This is a genomic window from Myroides sp. 1354, assembly GCF_030324495.1.
In the GTDB taxonomy this organism is placed as follows: Bacteria; Bacteroidota; Bacteroidia; order Flavobacteriales; family Flavobacteriaceae; genus Flavobacterium.
The window spans coordinates 61830-80823 of record NZ_JACAGN010000004.1 but is presented as its reverse complement, the minus strand read 5'-3'; the positions used below and the strand labels follow the sequence as shown (position 1 = coordinate 80823).

The 18994-nt window shown below is 36.2% G+C and carries 16 protein-coding genes and 1 pseudogene; 4 read left to right on the top strand and 13 right to left on the bottom strand.

What is annotated here, in order from left to right:
* Window positions 1-13 precede the first annotated feature (13 nt).
* The 6 genes from prpC to HX004_RS05990 form a co-directional block, all read right to left on the bottom strand.
* Window positions 14-1165, bottom strand: coding sequence for a bifunctional 2-methylcitrate synthase/citrate synthase (gene prpC, locus HX004_RS06015; RefSeq protein ID WP_286441441.1), 1152 nt, complete (start codon window positions 1163-1165; stop codon window positions 14-16).
* Between the two features lie 2 nt (window positions 1166-1167).
* Complete coding sequence (gene prpB / locus HX004_RS06010; protein WP_286441440.1) at window positions 1168-2061, bottom strand: methylisocitrate lyase; 894 nt, start codon at window positions 2059-2061, stop codon at window positions 1168-1170.
* A 663-nt stretch (window positions 2062-2724) separates the two neighbouring features.
* Window positions 2725-3555: a CvfB family protein gene (locus HX004_RS06005; RefSeq protein ID WP_286441439.1), complete on the bottom strand. Its 831-nt coding sequence runs from the start codon at window positions 3553-3555 to the stop codon at window positions 2725-2727.
* A 17-nt stretch (window positions 3556-3572) separates the two neighbouring features.
* Complete coding sequence (locus HX004_RS06000) at window positions 3573-4382, bottom strand: DUF8439 domain-containing protein (protein WP_286441438.1); 810 nt, start codon at window positions 4380-4382, stop codon at window positions 3573-3575.
* Window positions 4383-4414: 32 nt separating this feature from the next.
* Complete coding sequence (gene dnaX / locus HX004_RS05995; protein ID WP_286441437.1) at window positions 4415-5500, bottom strand: DNA polymerase III subunit gamma/tau; 1086 nt, start codon at window positions 5498-5500, stop codon at window positions 4415-4417.
* Window positions 5501-5547: 47 nt separating this feature from the next.
* On the bottom strand, window positions 5548-6243 hold the full coding sequence (locus HX004_RS05990) for a DUF4294 domain-containing protein (protein ID WP_286441436.1): 696 nt from the start codon (window positions 6241-6243) through the stop codon (window positions 5548-5550).
* Between the two features lie 79 nt (window positions 6244-6322).
* Here HX004_RS05990 and HX004_RS05985 point away from each other — a divergent pair, with 79 nt between their 5' ends.
* Together HX004_RS05985 and punC are read left to right on the top strand one after the other, a co-directional pair.
* Entirely contained in the window at window positions 6323-7414 is a 1092-nt protein-coding gene (locus HX004_RS05985; RefSeq protein WP_286441435.1) for a M42 family metallopeptidase, read from the top strand.
* 267 nt (window positions 7415-7681) lie between these two features.
* A complete protein-coding gene (gene punC, locus HX004_RS05980; protein ID WP_286441434.1) occupies window positions 7682-8857 on the top strand; it encodes a purine nucleoside transporter PunC in 1176 nt (391 codons plus the stop codon).
* 94 nt (window positions 8858-8951) lie between these two features.
* Here punC and HX004_RS05975 read toward each other — a convergent pair whose 3' ends face one another.
* Window positions 8952-9440, bottom strand: coding sequence for a hypothetical protein (locus HX004_RS05975; RefSeq protein WP_286441432.1), 489 nt, complete (start codon window positions 9438-9440; stop codon window positions 8952-8954).
* A 288-nt stretch (window positions 9441-9728) separates the two neighbouring features.
* Between HX004_RS05975 and HX004_RS05970 the strand changes: the two genes are divergently transcribed.
* On the top strand, window positions 9729-10259 hold the full coding sequence (locus HX004_RS05970) for a hypothetical protein (protein ID WP_286441431.1): 531 nt from the start codon (window positions 9729-9731) through the stop codon (window positions 10257-10259).
* Between the two features lie 137 nt (window positions 10260-10396).
* Here the strand turns inward: HX004_RS05970 and capB are convergent, their stop codons facing one another.
* The 5 genes from capB to HX004_RS05945 all read right to left on the bottom strand — a co-directional run bounded on the left by capB (window position 10397) and on the right by HX004_RS05945 (window position 18146).
* Entirely contained in the window at window positions 10397-11656 is a 1260-nt protein-coding gene (gene capB, locus HX004_RS05965; RefSeq protein ID WP_286441430.1) for a cysteate-C-fatty acyltransferase, read from the bottom strand.
* A 233-nt stretch (window positions 11657-11889) separates the two neighbouring features.
* The gene (locus HX004_RS05960; RefSeq protein WP_286441429.1) at window positions 11890-14295 is read right to left on the bottom strand and encodes an alpha-ketoacid dehydrogenase subunit alpha/beta; all 2406 of its coding nucleotides are present in this window, start codon (window positions 14293-14295) and stop codon (window positions 11890-11892) included.
* Window positions 14296-14529: 234 nt separating this feature from the next.
* The gene (locus HX004_RS05955) at window positions 14530-15165 is read right to left on the bottom strand and encodes a nitroreductase family protein (RefSeq protein ID WP_286441428.1); all 636 of its coding nucleotides are present in this window, start codon (window positions 15163-15165) and stop codon (window positions 14530-14532) included.
* A 14-nt stretch (window positions 15166-15179) separates the two neighbouring features.
* Window positions 15180-16133, bottom strand: a complete 954-nt coding sequence (locus HX004_RS05950) for a phosphoribosylaminoimidazolesuccinocarboxamide synthase (RefSeq protein ID WP_286441427.1) — start codon at window positions 16131-16133, stop codon at window positions 15180-15182.
* A 27-nt stretch (window positions 16134-16160) separates the two neighbouring features.
* The gene (locus HX004_RS05945) at window positions 16161-18146 is read right to left on the bottom strand and encodes an alpha-ketoacid dehydrogenase subunit alpha/beta (RefSeq protein ID WP_286441426.1); all 1986 of its coding nucleotides are present in this window, start codon (window positions 18144-18146) and stop codon (window positions 16161-16163) included.
* Between the two features lie 256 nt (window positions 18147-18402).
* On the opposite strand from HX004_RS05945, the gene HX004_RS05940 reads away from it, so the two are divergent.
* Window positions 18403-18507 carry a 30S ribosomal protein THX gene (locus HX004_RS05940; RefSeq protein WP_286441425.1) on the top strand — a complete coding sequence of 35 codons (105 nt, stop codon included), beginning with the start codon at window positions 18403-18405 and terminating at the stop codon, window positions 18505-18507.
* A gap of 324 nt (window positions 18508-18831) precedes the next feature.
* Here HX004_RS05940 and HX004_RS05935 read toward each other — a convergent pair.
* A pseudogene (locus tag HX004_RS05935) lies at window positions 18832-18984 on the bottom strand (REP-associated tyrosine transposase); the annotation flags it as partial.
* Window positions 18985-18994: the final 10 nt, after the last annotated feature.

Sequence of the window (18994 nt, the reverse complement as noted above, 5' to 3'; positions counted from 1 at the left end):
TTTAGTTATTAAATTATTTTCTGTTTTTGATTGTAACAAATTCTTGGTTATCCGGTCCAGTGTAATTTGCACTAGGACGAATAATTTTTCCATCTTGACGTTGTTCCATGATATGAGCACTCCATCCAGTAATACGAGAGATTACGAAAAGAGGAGTAAACATCAAAGTAGGAACACCCATTTGGTGGTAAGATACGGCTGAGAACCAATCTAAGTTAGGGAACATTTTCTTTTCTTCCCACATCACGCTTTCTAAGCGCTCTGCAATATTGTATAATAACATATCACCTGCTTCTTGTGACAATTGCTCGGCTACTTTTTTAATTACAATATTTCTTGGATCTGAAATGGTATATACGGGGTGACCAAAGCCAATAATAACCTCTTTGTTCTCCACGCGTTTTCTGATATCTGCTTCTGCTTCATCAGGTGTGTTATAACGACTTTGAATTTCAAAAGCAACCTCATTAGCTCCTCCGTGTTTTGGTCCACGTAAAGCGCCAATTGCTCCTGTTACACAAGAATAGAAATCAGAGTTTGTTCCTGCAATCACGCGACTAGTAAATGTAGAAGCATTGAATTCGTGCTCAGCATATAAAATTAAAGATACTTGCATGGCTTTTACCCATGATTCTGAAGGTTTTTTCCCGTGTAATAAATGTAAGAAATGTCCACCGATTGTATCGTCATCTGTTTCTACTTCGATTTCTTTTCCATTGTGCGTATAGTGATACCAATACAATAATCCTGAACTAAAAGAAGCTAATAATTTATCAGCAATATCTCTAGCTCCTGCTGTATTGTGATCGTCTTTCTCTGGTTGAATGGTTCCAATCGCTGATACCATTGAACGCATTACGTCCATAGGATGAGCAGCTGCAGGAATATTTTTTAGAATACTGCGCACAGATTTTGGTAATCCACGCAGTGATTTTAATTTTGCTTTGTAATTTTTTAGTTGAGCTTCATTAGGCAAATGGCCATAAATCAAAAGGTAAGCAACTTCTTCAAATTCTGCTTTTTCAGCTAAATCTAATATATTATATCCTCTGTAGTATAAATCATTTCCGCTTTTTCCTACGCTACACAAAGCTGTATTACCAGCTGCAACTCCAGATAGCGCAACACTTTTCTTTGGTTTGAAGCTTGTTTCGTTATTTGACATGCTTATTGTTTTTTAAATAGGTTGTTTAATTTTTGTTCGTAATCGTGATAGTTGATACTACTGTATAACTCTTCACGCGTTTGCATCGTATCCAATACATTAGCTTGTGTACCTTCTTGACGAATGTGGTTGTATACATTCAAAGCTGCTTTATTTGCAGCGCGGAAAGCAGAAAGCGGATAAAGAACAAGTCCTACTCCAGCTGCTTTTAACTCTTCAACTGTATACATTTTAATCATTCCGAATTCGGTAATATTCGCCAATACTGGAATCCCTGTTGCATCAACAAATTTTTGGTAAAAACTCAAATCTGGTACGGCTTCCGCAAAAATAAAATCTGCACCAGCTTCTTTATAAGCAATTGCGCGCTCTAGTGTACTTTCTAAGCCTTCATTAGCAAAGGCATCCGTACGAGCACCAATAACGAAATTTTCATCTGTTCGAGCATCTACAGCAGATTTAATACGATCTACCATTTCTTGCATGCTCACTACTTCTTTTCCTGGACGGTGTCCACAGCGCTTCGCTCCTACTTGATCTTCAATATGCAAGGCAGCTGCCCCCGCTTTAATTAATGATTTAACTGTTCTTGCAACGTTAAATGCCGAAGGACCAAATCCTGTATCGACGTCTACCATTAAGGGTAAATCACATATATTGGTAATGCGTTGTACATCGATTAAAACGTCCTCTAACGTGGTAATTCCCAAATCTGGTACGCCTAATGATCCCGCAGCAACACCGCCTCCTGATAAATAAATAGCATTAAATCCTGCTTGTTGTGCTAATAAAGCGTGATTAGCATTAATTGCACCAACAATTTGGAGGGGACTTTCCTTCTTCATTGCCTCCCTGAAAAGTAATCCTGGAGATTTGAAATTGTTTGTTTTGTTCATTCTTATGGTTGTTAATAATCTACATGTTGAGTGTAAGTCGTAATTCGTCATAATGCACACTTCTTCTAAAGGACCGAATAGCCACAGCCTTTCTAGCCTCAACGGCTGACGAAATACTTATATTTGATAAATATATGAATATTTTTATTGAAAATTTTTTTATATCTAAATTTCCATAAAATAAAATCACCCAAATAAAAGTTAAATACTATGAAATAGGCAAAACGAGGATTAAATTAACCCTTTATTAAGAAGAAATGACAATCCACAAGGGCTAAAAATGCGGATTTCAAATAAAAATATTTTTTTCTGACCAGATGAATCCTTTTTTAAAATCTGTTTTTTTTTGAAAAACAAAAACCTTATTTTTCAAAGATTACTTAAAGAACACCAGTATTTACAAGCCTTCGCCTTTATTTGTTTTTTTGCTATAGACTTTTTTTTCATTTCTCAATATACTGATTTTTATCTTATTATGAACCCTCTAAATAAAATTTTAATGTTAATTTTTTGACCAAACGAGAGCCTACTCATGATTCCCTCAAACTTTAAAGAAAAGAACAAATGATTCGCTGCCTTTACAAGACAAAAAAAGGGATACATCATGTTGTGATGTATCCCTAAATAAAAAAAGACGGAAATTTTCCGTCTTTAACTTATGCTCTATTTTACTAGAAAAATACCCTTTTCAGTAATCGTAATTTTTTTATCCTTATACAGTCCACCAATCGCCTTCTTAAACATTTTTTTACTCATATTGAGTACGGTGCGAATATCTTCTGGGTGGCTGCTGTCTGAAAGCCCTAGGAAACCATTGTTCTCCACTAAAGCTGCGAGTACTTGCTCGGAACCATCAGAGATTGCCTCTACACCTACACGCGTTCTTGAAACATCTATTTTCCCATCAGGACGTATATTCTTAATATATCCCACAATGCGATCTCCTGTACGCAAATCTTCAAAGACCTCATTCTTGTACATCAACCCTTTGTGTTGCTCATTAATGATAACATTAATCCCCAAATCAGTAATATGAGAAACAACCAATTCTACTTCATCTCCAATATTTACTGTAATATTATCATTGTTTAAGAACTGATTCAATCGACTCGAGCCAACTAAACGATTGGACTTTTCATCCAACTGCATGTATACTAAGTAGTAATTCCCTTCTTTCATCGGACGCGCTTGTTCTGCAAAAGGAACAAACAAATCTTTTTCTAATCCCATATCTAAAAACGCACCAAACTTATTGGTAAAACTCACTTTTAACAAAGCAAATTCATTGATGTAAATATAAGGTTCCAATGTAGTTGCAACTGGTCTTTCCTCTTGATCCAAGTATACGAATACTACGATTTCATCTTCTACTTCTATATTTTTAGGTACGTATTTATTAGGCAATAGAATATCCGTCTCACCATCGGTTAAATATAAACCAATGCTCGTCTTTCTAGCTACTTTTAGCGTATTGTCATTTCCAATTTTAATCATAAACGATAGTTTTACTACTATTTAAATTCTAAATCAAAGATTTCTTTCATATACTGCATGGCAGGATTTAGTTCAATAAAACGAACTAATTTATCATCTTTATCTAGTACTCTTTTTTGAATTTTTACTTCTTCATTCACTTTGATTTCGATCTCCAAATCATAGTTACTCAGTTTTTTGCGCAAGTAGTTCACCAAATCAAACTTATTCTCATCAAAGCTTAGTTTAGATCCTTCATTGGGCATTTCTAAAGAAACTGAAGTTCCGTGGATTACAGGAGGAACCATCCCCATAAGGGAAGACATTAACATAAACCCAGATCTGGCTAATTTATCGGCGTATTTGCTCCACTCTTCCATGAATTGTTCTGCTGTAAAAGGCTCTTTTGGTAAATCATCGGGATTAACCACTTTTTTCTCCAGGGAAGATTCCATTTCCTTACGTGCGCGAATACTAGAAAGAGAAAGTGCTGAAACTTTCTTTTCTACAGTTACTGGAGATGGAATGGGATCCACAACAAACAGTGCTGGTGCTTCTAGCTGCTCCACTTCTGATGCAACTGCTATAACTGCTTCCTCTACAGGCAACACTTCATTTTGAATGTCTAGCATGTGCTCTTGATTCACTAGAATTTCTTGGGATACCAACGTTGATTCCACTGATTCCACGATGGTTGTGGCTGTAGCAACTTGCTCTATGCTCGACTCTACTGACTCAATCTTTGTCGCTGCTTCGACATTTTGCCCTATATTTTGCTCCACCGATTTATCAAAAAACGGGTTAACAACAGGTTGAACTGAAGCTGTCGGCAATACTACCGCTTCCATGGGTTCAATCGAACTGAGCGCTTGGGCAGGAATTATGAAAGATTTATCTTTTTTTTTTCGCCTTCGTAAGATAAAGACGCTAATTTCATTAAACACAATTCAACCAATAAACGCTGATTTTGGCTGGCTTTATACTTTAGATCCGCCTCATTTGCCAAGTCAATTGCTTCTAACAATAAACCAACGCTAGCTTTTTGCGCTTGTTCGTTAAATAATTGTCTTCCGTGCTCCCCTACTTCTAAAAGAGTAGCGGTTTCTGGTGTTTTACAAACCATAAGGTTTCTAAAATGAGAAGCTAATCCAGCAATAAAGTGTTGAGCATCAAATCCCTTCGCTAAAATAGTATCGAAAGAAGTCAACAAAGCGGGAATATTATTGGCTAGAATCAAATCCGTCACTTTGATATAATACTCAAAATCAAGGACATTCAGATTCTCTGCAACTGCTTGTCTTGTCAAGTTCTTTCCGCAGTAAGAAACCACGCGATCAAAAATAGACAAAGCATCACGCATCGCACCATCCGCTTTTTGCGCAATAATACGCAAGGCATCACTTTCATAAGTAATCCCCTGACTATTAGCAACTAAAGCCAAGTGATCTGCAGCATCAGCAATGGTAATTCTTTTAAAATCAAAGATTTGACAACGAGATAAGATCGTTGGTATAATTTTGTGTTTCTCTGTAGTAGCTAAAATAAAAATAGCATGACGTGGTGGTTCTTCTAATGTTTTTAAAAAAGCATTAAAAGCTGCAGTTGACAGCATGTGAACCTCGTCAATAATGTATACTTTGTATTTGCCCGTTTGAGGAGGTATACGCACTTGATCTATTAGATTTCGAATATCATCAACAGAGTTATTCGATGCGGCATCTAGCTCAAATACATTAAAGGTAAAATCTTCTGTAGGATCATCATATCCCACTTGATTAATCTTACGAGCCAAAATACGAGCACAAGTAGTTTTTCCAACTCCTCTTGGACCTGTAAACAACAATGCCTGTGCCAAGTGATTGCTCTCTATAGCATTTACTAAGGTATTGGTAATGGCTTGTTGTCCTACAACTTCTTGAAAAGTTTGTGGTCTATACTTTCTTGCTGATACGATAAATTGTTCCATAAAATCACTATTATTGCAAAGGTAGCTTAATTTTTAGAAAGCCAAAACTATTCCCTCAATTCCAGTGGAAAAAACTCTTCTTCTGAAATTTTTATTTCCCACATTTTTCTCAACGCATTGAAACTCATGTTCTCCTTACCTTTGCTTCGCTCCAATTGATACGTATAAAATAAGTACTGTAGTTGGGTTTCAATATAAAAATCTTGTAAATCACTATCGGGATGATACTCAGATTTCAAATCTAAATCAAAGGTTCTCGCTGTTGCATTAGACCAAAAAGCAGTCCATCCACTTCTAAATTCTTTAATTAATTTAAAGGTCGTTTCTCCTGTTTCTCGGTGAATTAATTTCAACAAAATCTTTCCATCCTTACGCGATAATTTTTTTAACTTGTCTTTAAATTGACTTTCTAAATACTTTTGTGAGCGTTTAATATATTGTCGCTTCTGTTTATTTGTTTCTAATTTCTCTAAATTCTCGTTGAGAATCATTAGGTTTTCAGCTGTAGCACGGGCATAGGGATACACTCTGCGAATGCGATTGCGCAAGATATTCATTTCTTGACGATACTGGTCTTCTTTTGCATTTGACCCAATGTAAATCTCTGGAATACTATACTTTAGGGTATCGTCTTCTATTTCTATCATCGGCACCAAACTAGGTACAGTCTTTAACTCCTTCTCTTGTGCTTGAGTGGAGGCTATACTAAAGAGAACAATAAAATAGAAATACAGCTTTTTCATAGGTAAAAAATATAACCAAATGTAAAGAATTAGATTGAGTATTTCCAAGCGAATCAGTACATTCGTGTAAAAAATAATCATGGATAAAAATACAATATTAAATCAGGACTCCTTACATTTTTTAGAGACCTACTTAAATAATGCTTCTCCAACTGGGCATGAGCATGTAGGACAAAAGCTTTGGATGAATTATTTAGAGCCTTATGTGGATACCTTTATCACAGATACCTATGGCAATGCTGTGGGGGTGATAAATCCAGAAGCACCCTATAAAGTAGTGATTGAAGGACACGCAGACGAGATTTCTTGGTATGTAAAACACATTACGGAAGACGGATTTATCCACGTAGTTCGCAACGGAGGAAGCGACCATATGATTGCTCCTTCTAAACGCGTGAATATTCACACACCCAAGGGAATTGTGGAAGGTGTATTTGGCTGGCCTGCCATCCACATTAGAAATAGAGCTGGAAAGGAAGAATCTCCAAAAATAGAAACCAACTTTATTGATGTGGGATGCGACAGCAAACAAGAGGTATTAAATCTAGGCATCCACATTGGCTGTGTGATTACCTATCCTGATACATTTACTGTATTAAACAACAAACGTTGGGTATGTAGAGCATTAGACAACCGAATTGGTGGTTTTATGATTGCTGAAGTAGCTCGTTTATTAAAAGAAAATAAGAAAGAATTGTCTTTCGGATTATATATTGTCAATGCAGTACAAGAGGAAGTAGGATTACGCGGTGCTGAAATGATTACACAAACCATTAAGCCCAATGTTGCTATTGTAACAGATGTTTGCCACGATTCTAATACCCCAATGGTCGATAAGAATATTGAAGGTGATAATACGATTGGCAAAGGCCCTGTAATTGCTTATGCTCCTGCAGTACAAAATAATTTACGCACCCTTATTGAACAAACGGCAGAGAGCAATCAAATTCCCTTCCAACGCAACGCCTTATCACGCGTAACAGGAACGGATACGGATGCCTTTGCTTATAGCAATGGCGGTGTTGCTTCTGCGTTAATCTCTTTGCCTTTGCGCTATATGCACACCACAGTGGAAATGATTCACAGACAAGACGTTGAACACACCATTCAATTGATCTACCACACGTTATTGAAAATTGAAAACGGCGAAACGTTTTCTTATTTTAAATAGTTATCGGTTATCAGTGAACAGTTGACAGAAAATCATCCATAATAGACAAACCATTCCTTTGTAGGAGTGGTTTTTTTTTGCTCTTTGTTCTTTGTTCTTTGTTCTTTGCTCTTTGCTCTTTGCTCTTTGTGAAGTTAAAATTCCCTACAAAGCACAGACCTCACAAAGCACAGACCTCACAAAGCACAGACCTCACAAAGCACAGACCTCACAAAGCACAAACTTCACAAAAAATCCTATCTTTGCAGCTTCAAATTTTTTAAGTACATGCCACAAAATAAAAACAACTTTTTCTTTCTCGTCTATCTAACGGGATTAAGTATCATTGGATTTTTAGCAACCGATATGTATTTGCCAGCTTTTGAGCAAATGCGCATTGATTTAGATACAACCAAGAGCAATATTAGCGCAACCTTAAGTTTATTCTTAGCCGGCTATGCGATTGCTCAACTCATATGGGGACCGATTTCGGACAAAGTAGGTAAACCCAAAACAATTTTAATGGGATTGTGTATTTTTACACTCTCTTCCTTAGCGATTTATTTTACTTCTAATGTAACTGCATTCTTAATTTTACGCTTAATACAAGCGATTGGCGTTTGTGCTGCTGCAGTAAGTTGGCAAGCCTTAGTTATCGAGCGTTATCCCAAAGCAGAAACCAATCGCGTTTTTGCTACGATTATGCCTTTAGTTGCGTTATCACCTGCCTTAGCTCCGTTGTTAGGAGTTTATTTACTTGAGCATTTTGGTTGGCGATCCATCTTTATTACACTAGCGGCAATCGCTGTTGTTTTAATGTTTTACACTTTAACCCTTCAAGGTAAGAAAGAAACAAAAGACGCGACACCAAAAGAGAAATCCCAAGTAAAACCACTTGCTTATTGGACGCTATTACAGTCCAAAGCCTATGTGGGCAACGTGATGATTTATGCCTTTTGTTCGGCTGCTTTCTTCGCTTGGTTGACGGGATCACCTTTCTTTTTAAAAGAAATGGGGTATAGTGAAGGAGAAATTGGCTTTAGTTTTGTACCGCAAACCATTGCCTTTTTAATTGGTGGATTTGGCTATCGAACCTTATCTTCTAAAGTAGAAGGAACAAAATTAGTCGCTTACTTTGTGTTCTTATTTTCAATTGCTATTGTTATTACGGCCTTTTTAGCCGTCTTCACTACACCTACTCTAACAAGTTTATTAATTCCATTCTGTTTTATGGCATTGGCCAATGGTGCTTGTTACCCTATCGTTGTAGCTGAAGCATTAAAATTATTCCCAGAAAATTCTGGAAAAGCGGCAGCTTTGCAAAATACCATTCAATTAGGGATGTGTTTTATTGCCAGTGCAATTGTATCTTTATTTTCACAAAATGCCTTACTATCAACAGCTTTGGTCATGGTAGGAACCATTCCCTTTGCTTTTTTGGCCTATCGTTGGACAAAGAAATAAAATTAACTATCTATACATAACAAAAAGCGCTTCGTATGGGAAGCGCTCTTTGTTATGTATAGTACTCTTGGATTTATATAAAATCAATTTTTAATTATTCAATCAAAAATCGAATATCTTTATTGTACTTTTTGTCTATCACCAAAATAGCATAAGGATATACTGCTTTAGCTAGCTCTTTTTCCTCTTCTTCAAGGCAATAGGTCAATTCAATAAAGTCTTCTTTCTCCTTTAAACTAATAATAGAGAAATCCGTTTCTAACGTACTGGGAATTCCAACTAGAGCCAAAACGAAAGATTTGGAAAAGTCAATTGAACCAACCTCTTTAATCGCTTTGTTTGGATCAAAGAGCGTAGCAAATTGGGCTTGATTCGTAATTTTAACATGGCGAACGCCTTTTTTTTCGGGTTGATTCTTTAACAAATACCCCTCTTTTTTTTCATAAGGTACTGCAGTAACTTTATACAGTTTAATATGATCATTATCCACAACTTCCGAAATAGAATTTTCCTTTTTATCTTGTTTGCATTGCACGAAAGCAACACTTATCCCCATCAACAATAGTAATAATATCCTTTTCATCTTTTTTATTTCTAACTATAACGCTTTGAATAACATAAAACGTATATCCGTTTTTATTTTTAATTAAAATTTACTTAATTATGTTAACAAATATAAGTAAAAATAAGGTTCAAAGATGTTTTACAACTATTTTTTACTCAAATAGCATTCAAATTATATAAAATACATTGATAAGAATAAAAAACAAGACTACACTTATTTATTTAAGTGCTTTCACTAGTTTTGTTTAAGAAAAATAGTTGTTCAGTATTAATGAAGAATTTAACAACCGTCTAAAATGAGATTCTTATGTGTAGATATGCAATGACAGCTTACAAACCACATTATGTCTGCTTTGAATGTCAGAAAACATTTAAACGTCGATTGTGGGTAGACATTAAAAAAGGGAACAAGATCGATTCAGAAGCTAAATGTCCTCAATGTGGTAATTTAATGGCGAATATGGGCAAGGATTTTGAAGCTCCTAAGAAAGGAAATAACAAAGCTTGGCAACACATTAAAGATTTGTATGAAGTTGGAATTACTTGGCATTCTTGCGGTTGTAGTGGTCCAGGCTACATTCCTAAAGACCGTATGACCTTATTGCATTATTTTGAAGAAATAATCCAAAACTACCAAAAGGAGTTGCTTTTTTGGCGATCGCGTATAGAGCCAGAAACAAAACAAGATAAAATAAAGGACGAACAACGCAATTGGCAAAAGTATGGCGTAATTCGACCGAATAGAAAAAAAGAGGTAATTACCAATGAAGAAGGAATAGCCTACTGGATTGGAAAAATTAAAGAAGTGGAACTGTTCATTTTAAAGCTAAGAACTTAGTGAAATTATTTAATTTGTCTATTTACTGATCGTCTATTTTAAATAAACTAGTACTGCCCAAAAACGAATGCTATTCATCTGTAGTGTTTATATAAAAAAAGCTCGAAACAATGTTTCGAGCTTTTTTTGTTTATTTTTTAAGACACATCTACTGTTGTTTCAGCAGCAATGCGCTTATATGTTCCATTTTCTAACTTCTCGCGTATTGCTTCATAAGCCGCTAAAGTTTCATTAATATCTTCCATTGTATGTGTTGCTGTAGGAATCATTCTCAATAAGATAATTCCCTTTGGAATAACTGGATAAACAACAATAGACAAGAAAATATTGTAATTTTCACGTAAATCATTTACCATCACCATTGCTTCAGGAATACTTCCTTCTAGGTAAACTGGCGTCACACAAGTGTTAGTATCTCCAATATTGAATCCTCTATCCTTTAGTCCATTTTGCAATGCATTTACGTTTTCCCACAACTTCCCTTTAAGTTCGGGTTGTGTACGCAATAAGTCCAAACGTTTCAATGCTCCTTTTGTAAAAATCATCGGTAATGATTTCGCAAACATTTGAGAACGAAGGTTGTATTTTAAATAATCAATAATGTCTTTATCAGCGGCAACGAATGCTCCGATACTAGCCATTGATTTTGCAAATGTAGAAAAGTAAACGTCAATACCGTCTTGACATCCTTGCTCTTCTCCTGCTCCTGCTCCTGTAGCACCTAAAGTACCAAAACCATGAGCATCATCTACTAATAATCTAAAGTTATATTTTTCTTTTAAAGCAACGATTTCTTTCAACTTTCCTTGTTGCCCACGCATTCCAAATACACCTTCTGTGATTACCAAAATACCTCCACCAGTAGTTTCAGCCATTTTAGTTGCACGTTCTAAGTTTTTTTCAAAACTCTCGATGTCATTGTGTTTATATGTAAAGCGTTTTCCCATGTGTAAACGCACACCATCAATAATACAAGCATGTGAATCAACATCGTAAACAATTACGTCATTCTTCGTTACTAAAGCGTCAATAATAGACACCATTCCTTGGTAACCGAAGTTTAGTAAATAAGCAGCTTCTTTTTGTACAAAAGCAGCCAACTCATCTTGAAGTTGTTCGTGTACTGTAGTGTGCCCAGACATCATACGAGCTCCCATTGGATAAGCCGCACCATATTCAGCAGCAGCTTCAGCATCTACTTTTCGTACTTCTGGATGATTTGCCAACCCTAAGTAATCATTGATACTCCAATTGATTACTTCTTTTCCATGAAACATCATACGATTTGATAAAGGTCCTTCAAGTTTAGGGAAAACATAATATCCTTCAGCTTGAGACGCCCATTTTCCTAATGGTCCTTTATTCTTTTGTATTCTGTCAAATAAATCATTTACCATAATATAACTATGTTTAAAAAAACAATTGCAAAATTACTCATATTTTGTATGCTTTCATAATAAATTAGAGAGAATTTCTTCAATTATAGATTATTTAATATTCTCATTTCCCCTAAAACTACAAGAATTTTGTAATCTACAAAATAAAAAAATAGTTTAGAAACACACAATTTATAAATTAAAATTATCAAATAAACAAAAACCTCTCAATTTGAGAGGTTTTTGTTTTCTTTTTAATACAGTTTAGGAAACTTTGTTGGGTTTACTTCATGCATTAATTCATATACTTTTTCGAATACATCTTCTACTGATGGTTTACTAAAATAATCTCCATCGGTTCCATAAGCAGGTCTATGTGCTTTAGATGTCAACGTTTGAGGTTCACTATCCAAATGACGGTATCCTTTCTGCACTTCTAAAATTTGCTGTAATAGATAAGCAGATGCTCCACCTGGTACATCTTCATCTACAACCAACAAGCGATTGGTTTTAGCCAAACTCTTCACTACATCTTGATTGATATCAAATGGCAATAGCGATTGAGCATCGATGATTTCCACATCAATTCCAACTTCCAATAGTTCTTTAGCCGCCTGTTCTACAATGCGCAACGTTGATCCATACGATACAATTGTCAAATCACTACCTGTTTTGATTGTTTCAACAACCCCAATTGGCGTTTTGAATTGACCGATGTTGTTTGGCATTTTTTCTTTCAAGCGATATCCATTCAAACACTCAATTAACAAGGCTGGTTCATCACTTTCTAATAGTGTATTATAGAAACCAGCTGCTTTTGTCATATCTCTAGGAACTAATACGTGCATTCCTCGGATTGCATTGATAATCATCCCCATTGGAGATCCTGAATGCCAAATTCCTTCCAGACGATGTCCACGTGTACGCACAATTAACGGTGCTTTTTGACGTCCTACTGTACGGTATTGTAAAGTAGCTAAATCATCGCTCATAATTTGAATTGCATACAACAAATAGTCTAAATATTGAATTTCAGCAATTGGACGTAAACCACGCATGGCCATACCAATTCCTTGTCCTAAAATTGTTGCTTCGCGAATTCCTGTATCGGTAACGCGTTCTTCTCCGTGTTTTTCTTGTAGCCCTTCCAACCCTTGGTTAACATCTCCAATATTTCCTGAATCTTCACCAAAAACAGTTACGTTTTTGTGATGTTCTAAAATATAATCAAAGTTATCACGTAAAATTACACGAGCATCTACCTCTTCTGCATCTGCATCATAGGTTGGAACTACTTCTTTAATTGCTTCTGCTTTTTGATCTGAAACAGAGAACAAGTGAGAACTGTATTTTGGTTGTACAGCTGCGTAATATTTTTCAATAAATTGAAGTAAAAGACCTTTGCTTCCTTCTTGAATAATCAAACGCAATACTTTACGTGCTGTAGTTAGTACATCACGGCGAATTGGTTCTTTTAATTCTTGTAAATCAGCAATGTGCTTTTCAATAAATACTTTATTTGGGCTTTGAGCAGCAACTTGTTGTAAAACAGCTACTAATTCATTGCGCTCTGCAATAATTGGATCTAAGTAGTTTTTCCAAGCTTCTTTCTTACCGTCTAATACTTGTTTTTTCAAGTCTTTATCTAGTACGTCTAACTCTTCAGCAGTAGCGATATTGGCTTCAATCATCCAATTTCTCATTTGCAAGATACAATCTTGTTCTGCTTCCCAAGCTAAGCGCTCTTTGCTCTTGTAACGCTCATGAGATCCCGAAGTTGAATGTCCTTGTGGTTGTGTTAATTCTTGTACGTGAATCAATACCGGAACATGCTCTTCTCTAGCGATTTGAGATGCTTTAGCATAAGTCTCAACTAAGGTTGGATAATCCCATCCTTTTACGCGTAAAATCTCGTATCCATTTCCATGTTCATCGCGTTGGAAACCTTTTAATATTTCAGAAATATTTTCTTTTGTTGTTTGATATTTGGCGTGAACTGAGATTCCATATTGATCATCCCAAACACTCATTACCATAGGTACTTGTAATACTCCGGCTGCATTGATTGTTTCAAAGAACAACCCTTCTGAAGTAGAAGCATTCCCAATCGTTCCCCAAGCTACTTCATTTCCGCTAACAGAAAATTGTTGATTTTTATCCGCATCTGGAATCGCTCTATAGTATTTTGAAGCTTGCGCTAACCCTAATAAACGAGGCATTTGCCCAGCTGTTGGAGATATATCACCACTTGAGTTCTTTTGTTCTGTCAACTTCTTCCAGTTCCCATTTTCATCCAAACTATGTGTAGCAAAGTGTCCACCCATTTGGCGTCCACCTGACATCGGATCATTTTCAATATTGGCATCACCGAATAAACCAGCAAAAAACTGTTGGATATTTAACTGACCAATTGCCATCATGAAGGTTTGATCGCGGTAGTACCCTGATCGAAAGTCTCCATTTTGAAAAGCTTTAGCCATCGCCAATTGTGGTACTTCTTTTCCATCTCCAAATATCCCAAACTTAGCTTTCCCAGTTAAAACTTCACGACGACCTAGTAAACTACATTCTCTACTGATCTTTGCAATTGTATAATCTTGAATAACCTCTTTCTTGAAATCTTCAAAAGAAAGTGCTGTGTTTTTTTTATTTTGACTCATCGCGTAATCTAATATTTTACAGGATACGAATATAAAATAATCCAAACAAAAAAGCTAATTTAAACCCAAGGATTATTGTGAATTCCCACACTAATCCTTTAAACTTTACACGCTAAAAGAGTAAAAAAAATGAGAATATAAAAATCCTATCTTAAAAAAAAGCTTTTGATTACTAAATCCTCAACAATGTAGCATAAAAAAAGCCCCTATTTCTACAAACAGGGGCTTTTTTTGTTATTCTATTACCGTAAGCATTGATGCTAGTGGAAATCTAACTTTTTTCATTGGCATCAACCAATCATTTTCTGGATCTCTTTCTCCAAGTGCTAAGATTGTAACACTCTTTAATCCTTTTTTATCTAATCCTAAAAATGCGTCCAATTGATCATTGTGAAACCCTTCCATTGGAGAGGCGTCAATTTTTAATTCAGCCGCAGCGGCAATCGCCATTCCAAAAGCGATATACGCTTGTCGAGCAGCATGTTGAAACTGTTGTTCTGGAGTTTGACCTTTAAAATTAGCTTTAATGCTATTTTTGAAATCATTCATTTCTCCTTTTGGCAAAGCTCTGATTGCTTCCATATTGTCAAAAACAGCATCAATACGCTCTTCTGTATAACTGTCCCAAGCGGCAAAAATCAACAGATGTGAACATTCTTTAATCTGCATCTGATTCATTGCTATTGGAAATAACTGCTCTTTTACTTCTTGATTTTTAATTAAAACCATTTCAAAAGGCTGTAATCCAGATGAAGTCGGCGCTAAACGAGCGGCCTCTACAATTTGCATCACTTTGTCATCTTCTAACTTAACTGCGCTATTGTAGCGTTTTGTAGCATAACGCCACTTTAAATTATCTAATAATGTCATGGTCTTTATTCTTTTTAAATTTTAGACAAAAAAGCCACTACATTCGTTTCAATTCGCTGTTCGATATTCGAAACATCTGCTTTTACAAAGGGCTCTCCTAAAATATGTTCATACAACTCAATATAGCGTTCTGAAATGGTTTGAATGTATTCGTCGGACATTTCAGGTACTTGTTGGCCTTCTTTTCCTTGGAAACCGTGACTAATCAACCATTGTCTCACGAATTCTTTTGACAACTGCTTTTGAGGTTCTTCTTTTGCTTGACGTTCTTCGTATCCTTCTGCATAGAAATAACGCGAAGAATCTGGGGTGTGAATCTCGTCAATCAATACAATTTTTCCTTCTTTGGTCTTCCCAAATTCATATTTTGTATCGACTAAAATCAATCCTCTCTGTGCGGCAATTTCACTTCCCCTTTGATATAAGGCTCTTGTATACTGTTCCAAAACAAGGTAGTCTTCTTCCGAAACAATACCACGCGCCAAAATATCTTCTCTAGAAATATCCTCATCGTGTAACCCTAACTCTTCTTTTGTTGAAGGCGTAATAATGGGCTGTGGCAATTTGTCGTTTTCTTTTAACCCTTCAGGCAGTGCAACACCACACAAAACTCGTTTTCCTTCTTTGTATTCTCTAGCCGCATGTCCTGCTAAATAGCCTCGAATTACCATTTCTACTTTAAAAGGCTCGCAAATATGTCCTACTGCAACATTGGGATCAGGACTAGCCATCAGCCAGTTTGGCACGATATCTTCAGTCATCTGCATGAATCGCGTTGCAATTTGATTCAATATTTGTCCTTTGTAAGGAATCCCCTTAGGCATAATCACGTCAAAAGCAGATAAACGATCCGTTGCTACCATAACTAAAACTTGGTCTGCAATGGTGTAAACTTCTCTTACTTTTCCGTGGTACACACTTTTTTGGTTTGGAAATTTAAAATTAGTCTGTGTGATTGTGTTACTCATATATGTATGTTGTGTAGTTCTTTCTGTTTAGTACGCTAATAAATCCAATAGCGCTGCTTCAAATCTACCTTTTGGCAAATATTGATCTTCTAAAGCTTTCACAAATGGGATGGCTGTTTCGATACTTCCTACGCGTTTTACTGGTGCGTCTAAGTGTTCAAAACAGTTTTCCATAATCATTGCTGATAGGTCACTTGCAATACCTCCAAATAGAGTGTCTTCTTGCAAAATTATAACTTTATTTGTTTTCTTTACTGATTTATATACAGTTTCTGTATCTAACGGTTGTAAGGTACGCAAATCAATTAAATCTGCTTTAATCTCTGGGTGTTTCTCCAAGGTTTCTAATGCCCAGTGAACTCCCGCTCCAAAAGACACAATCGTTACGTCTGATCCTTCTTTTATTAAAGCCGCTTGACCAAATGGAATGGTATAGTAGTTGCTCGGTACATCCTGGTAAATACTTCTGTACAATTGTTTGTGCTCAAAGAAAATAACCGGGTTAGGATCGTTAATTGCAGTATTCATCAATCCTTTTGCATCTACTGGGAATGCAGGATAAACCACTTTTAATCCTGGTGTTTTTGTAAACCAAGCTTCATTGGTTTGCGAGTGAAAAGGCCCAGCTTGTGTTCCTCCTCCACATGGCATACGCACCACTACATCGGCTTTTTCATTCCAACGGTAGTGTACTTTTGCTAAATAGTTTACAATGGGGTTGAATCCAGTCGAAACGAAATCGGCAAATTGCATTTCCATAATTGCCTTTCCTCCATTGATTGAATATCCCATGGCCGCAGAAACGATTGAACTCTCACAAATTGGCGTATTGCGAATACGTCCTTTGCCAAATTGCTCTACGAATCCGTCGGTTACTTTAAACGCTCCTCCATATTCGGCAATATCTTGTCCCATGATGATTAACTCTGGATGTTTCTCGAACGACTGTTTTAATCCTTCTGAGATTGCATCAATTAAACGAATGTTCTTCATCTCCCCACTTGCTTCTACGTGTTCGTAGTGAAATGGCGCGTACATATCGTTCATTTCTGTTTCAAGATTCGCTTGGATTGGCTCCTCTTCTTGGGTGCGTTTCCAATCCGTATCGATTTCTTTTTTGAATGCTGCTCTAATTTCCTCATCTAAAGCATCCGTTAATACACCGATTTCTTTTAAGTAAGCACGGTAATTTTCAACTGGATCTTTCTTCTCCCACATGTCCATTAGCTCTTGTGGAACGTATTTCGTACCACTCGCCTCTTCGTGTCCTCTTCTTCTAAAAGTCAAGAACTCCACTAATACTGGACGTGGGTTTTCGCGCATTGATTTTGCCAATGCATCAATCTTTGTATATACTTCTAAGATGTCATTTCCATCGATGATGTGGCTTTCCATTCCATATCCAATACCGCGATCAGCTAAATGCTCACAACGGTATTGTTCGTTTGTTGGTGTTGATAAACCATATCCGTTATTCTCAATCACGAATAACACGGGTAAATCCCAAACGGAAGCTACGTTTAAGGCTTCGTGAAAATCGCCTTCTGAAGTTGCGCCTTCTCCTGTAAATACAGCGGTAATTTTCTTTTCTTCACGCAATTTATGTGCTAAGGCGATTCCGTCTGCCACACCTAATTGTGGACCTAAATGCGAAATCATCCCTACGATATTAAACTCTTGTGTACCGAAGTGGAACGAGCGATCTCTTCCTTTTGTAAAACCTTCTCCTTTTCCTTGCCATTGTGAAAACAAACGATACAACGGAATATCTCTAGAGGTAAAAACACTTAAATTACGGTGCATAGGCAACACATACTCATCGTTCTCTAAAGCAGCTACAATACCTACCGATATTGCTTCTTGCCCAATTCCAGAAAACCATTTCGACACTTTTCCTTGACGGATTAAAATAAGCATCTTTTCTTCAATCATTCTTGGTTTCAATAGCCTTTTATACAGCTCAACTAACGTTTGATCTGATAGGTCTTTTCGGTTATAATCTATATGTTTCATAATTGGTTTTAAAGGGCACTAAAATAAGGCTTAAATAGCAACTCTACAAACTAATTTGCACAACATTTTGCCACTAAATTTTCACCTCCTTTTCCTAGGAAGTCATTTCCTTCTTTACTCCTACTTCTATTTTGCACGTTACACTGACAAAAAGAAACAAAACAACTGATTCTTATACTTTTAGCTTCTTAAAACTTATCCTTTGGATTATAATTCGTATCTTGGAGAATCGAATGTTAAACTTTAATTTTTTATTATGGGAAAAGGAGATTTAAAAACAAGAAGAGGAAAGATTGTAAATAAATCATATGGACGAAAAAGACCGAGAAAGGTTAGTAAACCTACTTCTTCTAAAGGATAATGAATAGAAAAAACAAAGCGGATGTCTTAAAAAAGACATCCGCTTTGTTTTTCTTTATCTCGATAGCACGGATTGCACTTGAGGCATTAACTGAAACCGATGGCGCGGATTTAACTACGTTCAATTCGGCCGATGCCTCGAGTGCAATCCGTGCCTTCATCTATCCCATAAACAATAGCTCAACTTCGATTTCATATTCTAAACCTGCGTAATTACGAGCCGAACTGAAATAATAATCTTCTGCTTTTAAAACAACTTTACCGATGGCGCGGATTTAACTACGTTCAATTCGGCCGATGCCTCGAGTGCAATCCGTGCCTTCATCTATCTCATAAACAAGAGCTCAACTTCAATTTCATATTCTAAACCTGCGTAATTACGAGCCGAACTGAAATAATAATCTTCTGCTTTTAAAACAACTTTTTCTTTTACAGGATTTTGATGAATATAATTTATCTTCTCTTTTATAAAAGAATTAAATGACATA

Excerpts from the sequence above, each read along its gene's own strand:
- prpC (WP_286441441.1), bottom strand. The coding sequence starts at position 1,165 with ATGTCAAATAACGAAACAAGCTTCAAACCAAAGAAAAGTGTTGCGCTA.
- prpB (WP_286441440.1), bottom strand. The coding sequence starts at position 2,061 with ATGAACAAAACAAACAATTTCAAATCTCCAGGATTACTTTTCAGGGAG.
- HX004_RS06005 (WP_286441439.1), bottom strand. The coding sequence starts at position 3,555 with ATGATTAAAATTGGAAATGACAATACGCTAAAAGTAGCTAGAAAGACG.
- HX004_RS06000 (WP_286441438.1), bottom strand. The coding sequence starts at position 4,382 with ATGGAAGCGGTAGTATTGCCGACAGCTTCAGTTCAACCTGTTGTTAAC.
- dnaX (WP_286441437.1), bottom strand. The coding sequence starts at position 5,500 with ATGGAACAATTTATCGTATCAGCAAGAAAGTATAGACCACAAACTTTT.
- HX004_RS05990 (WP_286441436.1), bottom strand. The coding sequence starts at position 6,243 with ATGAAAAAGCTGTATTTCTATTTTATTGTTCTCTTTAGTATAGCCTCC.
- HX004_RS05985 (WP_286441435.1), top strand. The coding sequence starts at position 6,323 with ATGGATAAAAATACAATATTAAATCAGGACTCCTTACATTTTTTAGAG.
- punC (WP_286441434.1), top strand. The coding sequence starts at position 7,682 with ATGCCACAAAATAAAAACAACTTTTTCTTTCTCGTCTATCTAACGGGA.
- HX004_RS05975 (WP_286441432.1), bottom strand. The coding sequence starts at position 9,440 with ATGAAAAGGATATTATTACTATTGTTGATGGGGATAAGTGTTGCTTTC.
- HX004_RS05970 (WP_286441431.1), top strand. The coding sequence starts at position 9,729 with ATGTGTAGATATGCAATGACAGCTTACAAACCACATTATGTCTGCTTT.
- capB (WP_286441430.1), bottom strand. The coding sequence starts at position 11,656 with ATGGTAAATGATTTATTTGACAGAATACAAAAGAATAAAGGACCATTA.
- HX004_RS05960 (WP_286441429.1), bottom strand. The coding sequence starts at position 14,295 with ATGAGTCAAAATAAAAAAAACACAGCACTTTCTTTTGAAGATTTCAAG.
- HX004_RS05955 (WP_286441428.1), bottom strand. The coding sequence starts at position 15,165 with ATGACATTATTAGATAATTTAAAGTGGCGTTATGCTACAAAACGCTAC.
- HX004_RS05950 (WP_286441427.1), bottom strand. The coding sequence starts at position 16,133 with ATGAGTAACACAATCACACAGACTAATTTTAAATTTCCAAACCAAAAA.
- HX004_RS05945 (WP_286441426.1), bottom strand. The coding sequence starts at position 18,146 with ATGAAACATATAGATTATAACCGAAAAGACCTATCAGATCAAACGTTA.
- HX004_RS05940 (WP_286441425.1), top strand. The coding sequence starts at position 18,403 with ATGGGAAAAGGAGATTTAAAAACAAGAAGAGGAAAGATTGTAAATAAA.